Genomic DNA, 13,635 nt, shown 5'->3' with positions numbered 1-13,635 from the left:
ATAAAGAAGCTAATCAACCGATTAGCTTCTTTTCGCTGTTAGATTTCAAATTCTGGTTCATCGCCTTTTCGCTTCTCCATCATTTCCTTCACTTTATCAACAGCTTGTGGTGCTAACTCAATGATTTTATCAATCACATGTGTCTGTTTATCTAAATGTAACACTTTTACGCCTTGTCCATTTATAACGAGAAAAGCGACAGGGTTAATTGAAACACCGCCACCACTCCCGCCTCCAAATGGATGACGACCAGAGCTCTCTACTTTTCCAAATTCACTCCCACCAGCAGCAAACCCAAAACTTACTTTAGAAACTGTTAAAATGACGCTTCCGTCAGCTGCTTTAATTGGGTCGCCAATAATTGTATTTACATCAGTCATTTGTTTTAAATGCTGCATTGCAGTTGTCATTAAACCTTGAATTGGATGGTCCATTTTATCCCCCTATGCTTGTACGGATTTTTCTGTTATACCAGATCTTTGTTTTCTCATAAACAAGAGTAATTTCACTCCTGTTGTTACGGCACGATATATACGAAAGGAAGCTGTTAATTCACCTTTCGATGCAAATCCCTTCCCTTGAAACACAGGTGTAATCTCAAACTCCGGTATATCAATAACATGCGTATATTGTCCCAAGACCCCGGCTGTCATTCCTTTTATTCCCCATGCGTATCCAGTGACAATTCCGGTGCTAGCTGCATCACCCGTTCCAATTTGTGAATGCCATTTCCAGCTATTGATTTTCACTTTTTTAAGAAAACCTTTAATGATAGTATGGATCTCTTGAAGCCTTTTTATCAGTTCCCCGATACTATCAAGCTGCGCCATGATTTTATTTTCCATACCGCCATCTTTCTCTGCCTTTTCAATTTTTTGTCCAGTCTTTTTTTGCTGTTTTTCAATTCTTTCCAGCACATCAAATGTATATCGAATCATCCATATTTTCACTTGAAATAGACATTGTTTCTCCATTTCTGAATATAAAAACGTCACTTTAAGCGATAGTTTCGACAATAGTATAAATAAAATGAGCAAGAGAAAAATGCCAATTCCAATTACAAGCCATTTCATACGTACCATCCTTTCACTCCATATCCATTATCGACAGGTTCAAACAAGATTAAACAATTCGCAATAAAATTGAATATAGGAATTTTTCTAAAAACAAAGAGGGATTTTGACATTTTATATCGAAATATATTATTTGAGCATACCATCAGAATTTTTTCTAATGGAGCACAACGCTAAATTTGACTGCAATGGAGGGATACACAATGGCAGATCGTCGCAATTTATTTTTCTTTTATGGTGATGACAAAGCTACGCTTGTCGAAAAAATGAAGCCAATATATCGTATTTTAGAGGAAAATGGATTTACCATATTAGATCATCCAAAAAATGCAAACGCTATCGTCAGTGTTGGAGATGACGGCACCTTCTTACAAGCCGTTCGTAAAACAGGGTTCAGGGAAGATTGCTTATATGCAGGAGTTTCTACGAAAGATGAAATTTCTTTCTACTGTGATTTCCATATTGACCATGTCGATACAGCCCTTCAAGAAATTACACAAAATGAAATTGAAGTGCGAAAATATCCAACAATCCAAATAGATGTTGATCAGGAGACATCTTTCCATTGTTTAAATGAGTTTTCTTTACGCTCTAGTATCATTAAAACATTTGTAGTGGATGTGCATGTTGATGATTTATATTTCGAGACATTTAGAGGAGACGGTCTAGTTATTTCTACACCGACAGGAAGTACAGCATATAATAAGTCATTGCATGGTGCGGTTGTTGACCCATTAATTCCATGCTTCCAAATAAGCGAACTTGCTTCTTTAAATAACAACACATACCGTACACTTGGATCACCGTTTATCTTAAACCATGAACGTACATTAACATTAAAGCTTACTCCGGGCGGTAATGATTACCCTGTTATCGGCATGGATAACGAAGCGCTTAGCATTAAACAAGTGGAAAAAGCGGTCGTTCGTTTAAGTGATAAACAAATTAAAACAGTAAAACTAAAAAATAATTCGTTCTGGGAAAAAGTACAGAGAACGTTTTTATAGAAAAAAGAGTGCTGAGGGGTTCCCCAGCACTCTTTTTTCATGATTCACATGTCGTTTTTTTGCAGAAACATTCATATCTTGTGTCGAAACACCAATATTATTTCTGATATACAATTCGACCATCTATTATAGTTATAGTAACTTGAATATCCTTTATTTCCTCTGCTTCAACTTCAAATATGTCACGGTCCATGATAGTAAAATCAGCTTCATATCCTTTAACAATTTTACCACGCTTATTTTCCTTACCAATCGCATAAGCACTTCCAGCCGTAAATAAGGAAACTGCTTCATATACCGTTAATCTCTCTTCAGGTATGTAACATGTTCCATCAATAAAACTTCGCCGCGTGACTGCACTATAGATTCCTAAAAACGGATTTACTTGTTCAATTGGCGCGTCTGATCCACCGCAACAATGTAATCCCACGCCGAGTAACGTTTTCCAAGCATACGCATAACGAAGACGATGCTCTCCTAATTTTTCAATAACAGATGGAAAATCAGATGAGACAAATACAGGCTGAATATCAATAATAGCTTGCAAATGCTTCATCCGCTGTATTAACTCTTCACGAGCAAGCTGACAATGAATAATACGATCACGCAGCCCCTCTGCCGGAGGATATAACTCCAGTGCATCAATTACATATTCAAGGGATAAATCACCGATTGTATGAATCGCAACTGGCATCCGTAAATTACGTGCTTTCTTCACTAATTCCGCGAGCTCTTCACGAGAAAAAATAGCTACTCCATTTGTTTCCTTCGCATCTTCATATGGCTCGCTTAATAGTGCTGTTCGTCCGCCAAAGGAACCGTCTGAAAAAATTTTCATTGCGCCAAATTCAATATAGTGCTCGGTCCCATAATATTTGCGTTCATGTGCGACTTCATGGTGTACAAGCAAATGAGCTTTAAATGGCATTTCCTTTATTACGTGTAAAAATGCATTATACGTTTTTTGAAAACCACCGTAATAATTTAAGTCTTCTGTATGCCCACCTACTAATCCATATTTCCAGCAATCTTGAATGGCTGTTTGTAGCGCTCTTTGCAAATAAGCTTCATCAATTTCCGGCTGGACATGCTTAATTAATTCTTGCGCTTGTTCATACAACAGGCCTGTTAGTTCTCCGGATACTCCACGCCCAATCTTTCCACCTTTTGGGTCTGACGTTTCTGCTGTTATATTTGCTTTTTCGAGTATGTAAGAATTCACCCATGTCACATGACGACAAACACGCTTTAATAAAATGGGATGCTCCTTAGAAAGGGCATCTAAATCACGAACGTGGACGCTTTTGGTATCTGTGAAATTATTTTCATTCCAGCCTTCGCCAATAATCCATGTACCTAATCTTGTTTCTTTCACTCGTTCAGCTACAAGCTCAATCATTTCCTTATAAGACGTACAAGCGGATAAGTCTAAACGGAGCAGTCGTTCTCCATGCCCAATAAGATGCATATGACTATCCACAAGGCCTGGAATCATCGTTCTCCCCTCTAGATTCCGCACCTTCTCAGACTCATAACGACTCTCTAAGTCCTTTTTATTACCCGTATCTATAATCACCCCATCTTCTACATAAACAGCTTCAACCATTTCGTTCTCTTCATTCATTGTATAAATATGTCCGCCGAACCAAATCTCCCCCATCTTCTCACCCCTTTTCTTTTAGTCTACGAAATTTAAGTGTAGAAAAAAAGCACCACTGTACATGAAGTGAAGTGAACCCGAATAGTGGTACATGAAAAAAACACCTCCTGAATTCGCATACTAAGTATGCAAATTCAACGGAGGTGTTTTTCATTTGAAAGAAAGAGTACATTACCCAGAAGAAATAAAGTGGAAAGTGATTGAGATGAAAAAGGATGGTTATTCAAATCGTACCATTATGGAGACACTCGGAATTAAAAATGTTTCCCAAATTAAGACATGGATGAAATGGTATCGTACAGATCAAACGTATCGTTTTCAACAACCTGTAGGAAAACAATATTCTTATGGAAAAGGACCAAAAGAGCTAAGTGAATTGGAACAGCTACGATTAGAAAATAAACATTTAAAAACAAAATTACTTGTATGGGGAAAGTATCTGGAAATCGAAAGGAGCTGAAACCACATACCGTTATTACCCTATGGAATGAATTAAAAACAAAATTAACCGTACAAGAACTGTGTAAAGTATTAGAATTACCACGTTCCACATTTTATCGTTGGTTACAGATAACCGAACGCCCTAAAGACGAGATAGAAGAGAAAGTAAAGAAGGTCTGCCTTAGGCATAAATTACGGTATGGATATCGAAGAGTGACCGCCACTCTTCGAAAAACGGGGCTGTGTGTCAATCATAAAAAAGTATTACGGATCATGAAACAATATCATATACTCTCAAAAGTTCGTCGTAAGAAAAAGAAATATATCAATGGTGCTGAACCAGTCGTAGCTCCTCATCGATTGGAACGTCAATTCGAATCATCAGCCCCAAATGAAAAGTGGTTTACGGATGTGACTTACCTATGACTTACCTATTATTTGGAGAGCGTACATTGTATTTATCAACGATTATGGATGCCTTTAATCGTGAAATTATTAGTTATGTCATCAGTGAATCACAAACTTTAACATTAGCGATGAAGACATTAAAACAAGCAATGAGAGGGCGAAAAGTAAAAGATGTCATCCTTCACTCGGATCAAGGAAGTATTTATACTGCGAAGGAATTTCAAGCATATGCCAAAGAAAAAGGCATTATCACCAGCATGTCCCGGAGAGGAAATTGCCATGATAATGCCGTCATGGAAAGCTTCTTTGGTCATTTAAAAAGCGAAGCTTTCTACTCACAAAAGATAACAAAAGTATCCAACACAACTGTGCGAAAGATTGTGCTAGAATACATTCATTACTACAATTGTGTGCGAATTCAAGAAAAATTAAACCACCTATCCCCTAAAGAATATAGGGAACAGATGGTTTAGGTGTTTTGATATGCGTCCCGTTTTCGGGGTTCACTTCAACAAACATGGTGCTTTTCCAAAAATTAATTATGATCAGCTGGAACTGTTGATACTTGCCATTCTACATTAAATTTATCTTTTACTTGCCCATACGCCGGGCTCCAGAAAGTTTCTTGAATTGGCATGATTACTTGACCGCCATCTTGCAATTTTTCAAATACTTCTTTTGCTTTTTCTGCATCACTTATTCTAATAGCTACAGTTACTTGTGATCCAATTTGGTACGGTTGTCCTGGGAATGTATCAGAAATCATAAGGTCCGTATTACCGATTTTTAAATGTGCATGTAAAACGCGGTCTTTCACTTCATCTGGAACAGCGAATTCTGGATTTTCAGGCATTTCTCCAAAAGTCTGAATGACTTCAACTTTTGCATCCAATGCATGTTCATAAAACTTCACTGCTTCTTGTCCATTACCATCCAAAACTAAATACGGATTAATACCTAAAATCATAAAAGGCACCTCTTTTTCCAATTTTTTAGTAGTCATTTCACACTACAAACAGAACGTACGTTCCTATAAATAATATCATAATCTTACATGTACTTGCAACAATCTAATTCCATTTTTTCTTACTTTAGCCCTAATCCCATTTCTTGTTTTCTAAGTTCGACGCGTCTAATTTTTCCAGAAATTGTTTTTGGTAGTTCGTCTACAAATTCAATTTTGCGAGGGTATTTATATGGTGCTGTTAATTCTTTAACATGTTCTTGAAGTAAAGGAATCAGTGTGTCTTCTTTTTCTTGTACATTTTCTCTTAAAACGATAAATGCCTTTACGACACTTCCGCGGATTTCATCTGGACTTGCCACAACAGCACACTCTCTTACATACGGATGTTTCACAAGTGCATCTTCAACTTCAAATGGTCCAATTGTATAGCCAGAGCTAATGATAATATCATCCCCGCGCCCCTCGAACCAAAAATAGCCTTCTTCGTCTTTTTTCGCTTTATCACCTGTAATATAATAATCACCGCGAAATTGCATAGCTGTCCGCTCATCATCTTTATAATATTGTTTAAAAAGTGCTGGCGTTTCAATATGAACAGCAATATCACCGACTTCTCCTACAGATACAGGTTGTCCTTCTTCATTTACAATATCTACATGATTACCTGGCGTCGGTTTTCCCATTGATCCTGGCTTAATTTCCATTCCTTTCATAACGCCAACGAGCAACGTATTTTCTGTTTGTCCATACCCATCCCTGACTGTAACGTTAAAATGATTTTGAAATGTTTCTATTACCTCTCGGTTCAGTGGCTCTCCTGCAGATACAGCACTATGTAAAGCTGTTAAATTATATTGCTGTAAGTTCTCTACTTTTGCCATTAAACGATATTCTGTCGGCGTACAGCAAAGCACATTCACTTTATTATCATCTAATAATTGCAAATATGTTTTCGGTTCGAATTTACCGTGATATACAAATCCTGTTGCGCCTGAACCGAGTGTTGCTAAAAACGGGCTCCAAATCCACTTTTGCCATCCTGGACTTGCCGTTGCCCATACAACATCATTCTCCTCTATTCCAAGCCAATTCGGAGCGCTTGTACGCAAATGTGCATATGCCCAAGCGTGTGTATGTACAACGCCCTTTGGATTCCCTGTCGTTCCTGATGTATAGGATAAAAAGACCATATCTTCTCGGTCTGTCTTTGCGATTTCTAATTCATCACTTTCTGTTTCTAACGCATCTTTTAAATTAATCCAACCATCTACTGACTGCTCGCTCAGTACAAATTTTCGAAGGGACTCCATCATCTCTACATCTTCAAATTGTTCGATATACGGTTCATAACTGACAATTGCCTTTACTTCTCCATGCCGTAAACGATATTCAATATCTTTTTTCCGAAGCATTTCTGAACTTGGAATAACCACAAACCCTGCTTTAATTGCCGCAATGTACGTCATATACGCCTCAATTAAGCGTGGCATCATAATGAGAAGCTTATCCCCTTTTTGCAAACCACTCTTTATAAAAGCGTTTCCAATTTTATTCGCACCTTGTATTAATTCAAGGTATGTAACCTCTCGTCTATTCCCTTCGTCATCTTGCCAAATTAAAGCCAGCTTCTCTTTTTCATTTGTATATTTTTCTATCTCCGCAACTAAGTTATAAGACGTTGGTGCTAACAATTCTTCTCTATTCATAATTTCATCCTCCTTTATCTATGCCTCCCTTATATAATAAAGAATTTTCAGTAAATTTTGAACCCTCTTCTTTTGACAAATTTTTTAATAACTTTTCGACAAAAAGAAGGAGCGGGAAAACCCGCTCCTTCTAAGCCATCGTATATGGGATTATTTATGGAAACCGCCTAATTGTTGTTCAGCTAGTGAAACTAGACGTTTTGTAATTTCGCCACCAACAGATCCGTTAGCGCGAGATGTTGAATCAGCTCCAAGTTGAACACCAAACTCTTGAGCGATTTCGTATTTCATTTGATCTAATGCTGCTTGAGCACCAGACACTGCTAATTTGTTTGTGCTTGCCATATGGTATCACCTCCTTGTGAGTATAGAGTGTGATAAACCATAGGACTTCATACATATCTAATGATGGTAATTTATGGTTTTAGAAAAGATCTTCAAATTGTTCTTCTTCAGCCACTTCTACTGTTTGTAATACCATATTTTCTGTATTCGCAACAGCGGATTCAATAAGTGGTGTAAAGTCATATTTTGATTCAAAGCGATTTGCTTTTTCACGCTTCGGTTTTGTCGATGGACTTGCTGGTGTGAATACTGTACAGCAGTCTTCATACGGACGAATCGAAATATCATATGTTCCAATTTCATTTGCAATTTTAATAATTTCTAGTTTATCCATCGTAATAAGCGGGCGAATTACTGGATAGTTTGTAACCTCATTAATCGTATGCATACTATCTAACGTTTGGCTCGCTACTTGTCCAAGACTTTCACCCGTTGTTATCGCAAGTGCATTACGCTCCTCTGCAATACGTTCTGTAATACGCATCATCATACGGCGCATAACTGTCATAGAATAACTAGATGGAATTTCCTTATTAATTGTTTTTTGCACTTCAGTAAACGGAACAAGGTGAAGCGTTACACGTTTACAATACTTCGTTAACTCTTGTGCTAAATCGATTACTTTTTGTTTTGCACGCTCACTTGTAAATGGCGGACTATGGAAGTGAACGGCCTCCACTGATACACCGCGCTTCATTGTTAAGAAAGCAGCTACTGGGCTATCGATTCCACCAGAAAGAAGTACCATTACTTTTCCGCCAACGCCAACTGGTAATCCGCCAGCTCCCATGCGCTCACCACACATAATATAGCTATAACCGCTGCGAATTTCTACACGAACATTTACATCTGGATTATGAACATCTACTGTAATGTCTTCTGTATTATCTAAAATATAGCCGCCAATCTCCGGAAGCAACTCCATCGTCTGCATCGGGAAGTGTTTATAAGAACGGTGTACTGTAATTTTAAATGTTTTAACATCGCCTTTTACTTGTAAGAAAGCAGCAAGCGCTCCTTTTTTAATGTCTTCTAATTCTGACGGTACTTTCATTGCTAAGTTAAACTTATGAATACCAAATACATCTTTCAACTTCTCTGCAATCGCCTCATGATCTTCACCATTTAACTGAATGTACATGCGATCGTGTGTTGCATCGATTTTGATATTTGGGAATTTCTTTAATTTAAATTTAACGTTATCTTTTAACGTGTTTACAAACTTAGAACGGTTTTTTCCTTTTGTCGTCATTTCTCCATAACGAACTAAAATATATTCATATGTCATCATATTTCTTTACCTCATCACTTCATATAATTTTGGCAATGTTTCTTTTATAATTTCTTCAAATTGTGTTACTTCTTCCATCGTATTTTCAGGTGCTAAACTAATGCGAATCGCACTCGCTGCTGCAGCATGTGGTATTCCCATTGATACTAACACACGACTCACTTCATTTGCTTTTGAGGAACAAGCTGATTTGGTTGATACATATACGTCACGTTCTTCTAGAGCATGAACCACTACTTCTGGTTTCAACCCAACGAACGATACATTTAAAATATGCGGCGCCGCATACGCAAGCGATGTATTAATTGTTACATCTTCCATTCCCTCTAAGAAACGTACGAGTTCTGCTTGCAATTTCTGTAAGTGGTCACTCTTTTCTCTCATATGTTCCATTGTCATACGTAGTGCCTTTACCATCGCGACAATACCAGGTAGGTTCTCTGTACCCGAGCGATAACGCAGCTCCTGCTGACCACCTGATAAAATTGGATCTAATCTTACACCATCGCGTACATATAAAAGCCCTGTTCCCTTTACGCTATGAAATTTATGTCCAGATATCGAACAGAGATCAATATGAGAAGCATATAAATCAAGTGGTACTTTTCCAATTCCTTGTACATGATCCACATGGAATCTTATTTTTGGATAGTTCGCTAGCAATTCACCAACTTCAGAAACAGGTTGAATCGCCCCTGTTTCATTATTCACATGGATCATGGAAACAAGGATTGTATCCTCACGAAGCGCTCGTTTTACATTTTCTACTGATACAATACCATGTTCGTTTACAGGTAAATAGGTAACATCAAAGCCGAGCCCTTCTAATTGTTTATATGCTTCAAACACAGACGCGTGTTCAATATTTGTTGTAATAATATGCTTACCACGAGAGCGATTCTTCATCGCTATTCCTTTAATCGCAAGGTTATTCCCTTCCGTTCCACCCGATGTGAAAATAATCTCGGCAGGCTTAACATGAAGAAGCTGCGCTGCAATCGTTCTCGATTGTGTTAATAAACGCTCCGCTTCTCCCCCGAGCGAATGAATAGAAGAAGGATTCCCAAAATATTTCCCTGCAACCGTTACGTAAGATTGAAGGACTTCTGGATATGGTTTCGTCGTCGCACTATTATCAAAATAGATCATCGTTCTTCCCCTTTCAGCGCTGTCACATCGTATAATCATATCACAAATACGTGCAATTACGCTAAACATACTCAAAGGTTCCATTTTTCAATACAGAAGTATACTTCTATATTTTGAAACGAAAAACACTGCTGTATTCCGCTATTCATTATAGCAATATCGCTCTAGAATTTACACAGATCCAGTGCAAAAAAAACAAACCCCTTTTTCATCAAGGGGTTTGTTCATTATCAACAAATTCAGCAATTTTTTGTACAACACCAGGTTCAAGTTGTTCCAAAACAGAAGCTGCTTGTTCTAAAGCTGCATCATATTCATATTCGCGGAACAATCTCTCTGCATTCTCTAAGCTTTGCGCCAAATCCACATCATGACTACGGTAGCGATTACCATATTGGATTAGCTTTTCTACTAAGTACGCTTGTCCAATTAACTCCTGCGTCTTTTCATATACACCGTTTACCATTGTATATGCTTCTTCTAACATACTATTTACAACATTCATATTTAGTGGTTTTAATTCTAACTGTTCATATACACCTTGTATTGCCTCTTGTCCTCTTTGTAAATCTTCCATAATGCTTTCTGGAAGACCTGGTAAGTTAGACTTTTGCATAAAACGTTTCGCTTCTATGATCATATTGCGCATTTCATTTAATTTCTCACGCGCTTCAAATTCTTCTTTACGCATCATTTGCAACATATCTTTATACTCTACATGAAGTACCTTCAATGTTTCACATTGCTCATAAATCTCTTCCAGTTCTTCACGAATAACAGAGAATGCAATATCTTGCTCTGCAACACGTAATTGCAATACTTCAAAGCGTTTCATTAAAATATGCATTTGTTTTTCAATCAACTTTTGTGATTCAATGTCTTTGTCTTGCAGCTGATAGCTTTGTTTCACAAATTGCGTTTCGGATTTTGTCTCAATTGCTTTTTCATGAATTTCCTCTAAATCTTCGTAAATACTAACTGACGTTTTCTCTACATAATGCTTCGCATGTACTTCTTGTTCTAATTGATCATACAACATATCCAAACGCTTTTTTAAGCCTTCTATTTTCTCGTTTACTTCTGTTATATGAAGCTCTTCTAAATCAATCAGACATGTTTGTAGTTGTTTGTTCATATCCCGTACTTCTTTAGGGATTTCTAAATGATTTAATACATACCCTTGTTTTTTCATATCATCGTGACCTTGTAATAAATCATCCAATTGTACCAGTAATGTTGCTTGACACTCCACTAATAAATCAGGAATTTCATGAACGATAATTTCTAAGTTCGCCAATCCATCTTCCAAACTTTTTACAATATCACGTGCCTTTAAATAATCACCGTTTGCCGTTGTCTCGTCAAACTCTTGAAACTTCGCTGATTCTATATCAAGTAACTCTTCAATTTTCTGTTCGGATTGTCCAAACATATGACGATGAGCCAGTACACTCTTTTTCATACTACGATATGTATCACGTAAACCTTCAATTTCCGAACTATTTTTCTCATAGCTCTCTAATAATTGCTGCAGCTCATTTAAAATCTCCGTAATGCGGTTATCCGCTTCATCTAAATCACGAATGGATTCACTCATCAAACGCTTTGCTTTTCGGAAGGAAAATTGTGAGGCTGACTTTTGGGCATTTTCTAATGTTTTATCAGCTTTTGGCAGAAGGTTTGCAACAATTTCATCCCATTCTTCACGCCACTTTCCAAACAGTTCCTCTGTTTGTCCAGTCATATTTAAATCCTTAACCCGTTTCAATTCATCTGCAACAGGTTTATCTTTGACTTCTTGTTTCCACTGCTCAAGTGCTTCAATATCTTTATATAAACGATTTCTTATCACGAGCTCTATCATGAGCAGCACTAGAATAGAGCTTACTACGATGATAACGATCGTCAGAATAGAATCCATGCAAAATAGCCTCCTACTTATATCTCTTTTTTTGTCCGTTCCGTTTATGAAATGGAAGGCATTATGTATAAAAAGGGAAATCCCCTATATTTAACAACTAACAATGTACTAATCATACCATGTAATGACGTGTTTTTGGCCTAATTTTTTTTAAAATTTCTTGTTTCTTTTGTTGCGTTTGTAATATTCCTTCTAAAAATTTCTCGATTTTCTTTTTCCATACTCCGCTGCATTTATAGACATTTACTGTAAAGACTGTAATAAAGATGCATCTTCTCTATGGGATATAAAATAAACCACTCTCGTTAACGTTGGCTCCACATGTATAATACGAATCCCATCTCGCACTGCCTGCTCCACTGCAATTTCTGGCAACAACGTAATACCCAGGCCAGCCCGAACCATCGCAAGCATCGGCTCAGCGTAGGATGGCGATAGTAGGCGTAACGCCCATTCCTTTGAACATTGTCATAATCATTTTTCTAATGTCACAAATTTCCGGATAAATAATGAGCTTTTCATGCTGCAAATCTTTTATTTGAATCGTATGTTCATCTTTATAGGCATGTTCATTCGAAACAACACAAACAATATTTTCTCTTCTTACCTCTTTTACAAGCTTTGCTAACGTATACAAACTTGATTTCTGTACCACCTCTCCATACAATCGTCACAGTTCGCTTTGAGCTATTTTATATGTCGATTATCGCAGGAGTTATCGCCGTCTTTTGTTGGAATACGGGCAATCGATATATTTCATCCATTAACGGTATTTTATTTATGAATTTAGTTCCTGTACTGGCACTTATCGGATCGATTTTTCGAGGCTATAAAGTTGAAGTAATTGGAGCGATGATTACCATTATCGCTTTACTATGCAACAACTTATGGCAACGAAAGCAAGAGCGTATTCAAGAAGAAATCACTTCTTGAAAAACACGTCAAAAAATATCCCCACCTAAAATATGGCGGGGGTACTTTACATATGGACTGCTCTCGGTAACGGATAATACATATGCGTTAAACATAATATTTGTTCCATCCATTGCTCTACTTCTTTCGTATACATTTCCAAAAAGAATGTTTCTGATGGAAACGAATGCAGTACCTCCGATATATATTGTGGATATAAATACGGCATGTTTATCATGCCCTTTAATTGCGTCATAAACATTGTAAAAGACACCTTTTGAAACTCTTGCTGCATTTGTCCCTGCTTAATGATTTGCTCTATATAATATCTTTCTTTAGAAAAATAAACAGTCATCACTTCCCGGATTAACGTTGTATCAATTGAAAGCTCTCGGTAAAAAAATCGAGTAAGTTCCCTATGCTCAAACTGATAGCGTAAAATCCCTCGTACAATTTGATTCATCACTTCTTTAGCTGGCAAATACTCTCTTTGTTCAAATGACCTTTCAATTACCTCGATATAGCCTTCTAAAAAATCAGTTATAAGCTGCTCTAATAAACCTTGCTTTCCAGCAAAATAATATGAAATATTAGCCACATTCACATCCGCCCGCTTTGCAATATCTCGCACCGATGTTCCATCGTACCCTTTCGTATAAAACAATGAAATTGCCGCATCAATTACCTTTTGTTTCGTCTGCTTCATGCGCTCACTTCCTCTCACCCTGAACAGCTATAATGTAAATTTCTTGACT

11 protein-coding genes and 3 pseudogenes are annotated in these 13,635 nt (G+C 37.3%); 3 read left to right on the top strand and 11 right to left on the bottom strand.

The window, feature by feature from the left end; genetic code table 11:
• Window positions 1-38: 38 nt before the first annotated feature.
• Window positions 39-434, bottom strand: coding sequence for a GerW family sporulation protein (gene ytfJ, locus MHH45_RS20695; RefSeq protein ID WP_006096135.1), 396 nt, complete (start codon window positions 432-434; stop codon window positions 39-41).
• A 9-nt stretch (window positions 435-443) separates the two neighbouring features.
• Window positions 444-1,082 carry a DUF2953 domain-containing protein gene (locus MHH45_RS20690; protein WP_016116630.1) on the bottom strand — a complete coding sequence of 213 codons (639 nt, stop codon included), beginning with the start codon at window positions 1,080-1,082 and terminating at the stop codon, window positions 444-446.
• A 194-nt stretch (window positions 1,083-1,276) separates the two neighbouring features.
• On the opposite strand from MHH45_RS20690, the gene MHH45_RS20685 reads away from it, so the two are divergent.
• The gene (locus MHH45_RS20685) at window positions 1,277-2,080 is read left to right on the top strand and encodes an NAD kinase (RefSeq protein WP_016132112.1); all 804 of its coding nucleotides are present in this window, start codon (window positions 1,277-1,279) and stop codon (window positions 2,078-2,080) included.
• Between the two features lie 97 nt (window positions 2,081-2,177).
• Here MHH45_RS20685 and MHH45_RS20680 read toward each other — a convergent pair whose 3' ends face one another.
• Window positions 2,178-3,740 (bottom strand): amidohydrolase, encoded by a 1,563-nt coding sequence (locus tag MHH45_RS20680; protein ID WP_016116632.1) that lies wholly within the window; start codon window positions 3,738-3,740, stop codon window positions 2,178-2,180.
• A 154-nt stretch (window positions 3,741-3,894) separates the two neighbouring features.
• Here MHH45_RS20680 and MHH45_RS20675 point away from each other — a divergent pair.
• Window positions 3,895-5,062 (top strand): annotated as a pseudogene (locus MHH45_RS20675) (IS3 family transposase).
• A 62-nt stretch (window positions 5,063-5,124) separates the two neighbouring features.
• Here MHH45_RS20675 and MHH45_RS20670 read toward each other — a convergent pair.
• The 7 genes and pseudogenes from MHH45_RS20670 to MHH45_RS20640 form a co-directional block, all read right to left on the bottom strand.
• On the bottom strand, window positions 5,125-5,556 hold the full coding sequence (locus MHH45_RS20670; protein WP_016116633.1) for a VOC family protein: 432 nt from the start codon (window positions 5,554-5,556) through the stop codon (window positions 5,125-5,127).
• A 119-nt stretch (window positions 5,557-5,675) separates the two neighbouring features.
• Complete coding sequence (gene mbcS, locus MHH45_RS20665) at window positions 5,676-7,262, bottom strand: acyl-CoA synthetase MbcS (RefSeq protein WP_016116634.1); 1,587 nt, start codon at window positions 7,260-7,262, stop codon at window positions 5,676-5,678.
• A 150-nt stretch (window positions 7,263-7,412) separates the two neighbouring features.
• The gene (locus tag MHH45_RS20660) at window positions 7,413-7,607 is read right to left on the bottom strand and encodes a small, acid-soluble spore protein, alpha/beta type (protein WP_000168892.1); all 195 of its coding nucleotides are present in this window, start codon (window positions 7,605-7,607) and stop codon (window positions 7,413-7,415) included.
• 79 nt (window positions 7,608-7,686) lie between these two features.
• Window positions 7,687-8,898: a tRNA uracil 4-sulfurtransferase ThiI gene (gene thiI / locus MHH45_RS20655; RefSeq protein WP_077295314.1), complete on the bottom strand. Its 1,212-nt coding sequence runs from the start codon at window positions 8,896-8,898 to the stop codon at window positions 7,687-7,689.
• A gap of 6 nt (window positions 8,899-8,904) precedes the next feature.
• The gene (locus MHH45_RS20650; protein ID WP_033671530.1) at window positions 8,905-10,047 is read right to left on the bottom strand and encodes a cysteine desulfurase family protein; all 1,143 of its coding nucleotides are present in this window, start codon (window positions 10,045-10,047) and stop codon (window positions 8,905-8,907) included.
• Window positions 10,048-10,258: 211 nt separating this feature from the next.
• Window positions 10,259-11,968 (bottom strand): septation ring formation regulator EzrA, encoded by a 1,710-nt coding sequence (gene ezrA / locus MHH45_RS20645; RefSeq protein WP_016116637.1) that lies wholly within the window; start codon window positions 11,966-11,968, stop codon window positions 10,259-10,261.
• A gap of 243 nt (window positions 11,969-12,211) precedes the next feature.
• Window positions 12,212-12,593, bottom strand: a pseudogene (locus tag MHH45_RS20640) (LysR family transcriptional regulator substrate-binding protein); the annotation flags it as partial.
• Between MHH45_RS20640 and MHH45_RS20635 the strand changes: the two are divergent.
• Window positions 12,590-12,901 (top strand): annotated as a pseudogene (locus MHH45_RS20635) (EamA family transporter); the annotation flags it as partial. The pseudogenes MHH45_RS20640 and MHH45_RS20635 overlap by 4 nt on opposite strands.
• A gap of 46 nt (window positions 12,902-12,947) precedes the next feature.
• On the opposite strand, the gene refZ reads toward MHH45_RS20635, so the two are convergent.
• A complete protein-coding gene (refZ, locus tag MHH45_RS20630; RefSeq protein ID WP_016116640.1) occupies window positions 12,948-13,586 on the bottom strand; it encodes a forespore capture DNA-binding protein RefZ in 639 nt (212 codons plus the stop codon).
• Between the last annotated feature and the right edge of the window lie 49 nt (window positions 13,587-13,635).

The organism is Bacillus sp. FSL K6-0042 (assembly GCF_038006685.1).
In the GTDB taxonomy this organism is placed as follows: Bacteria; Bacillota; Bacilli; order Bacillales; family Bacillaceae_G; genus Bacillus_A; species Bacillus_A pseudomycoides.
This window is presented reverse-complemented; position numbering and strand designations above follow the sequence as displayed.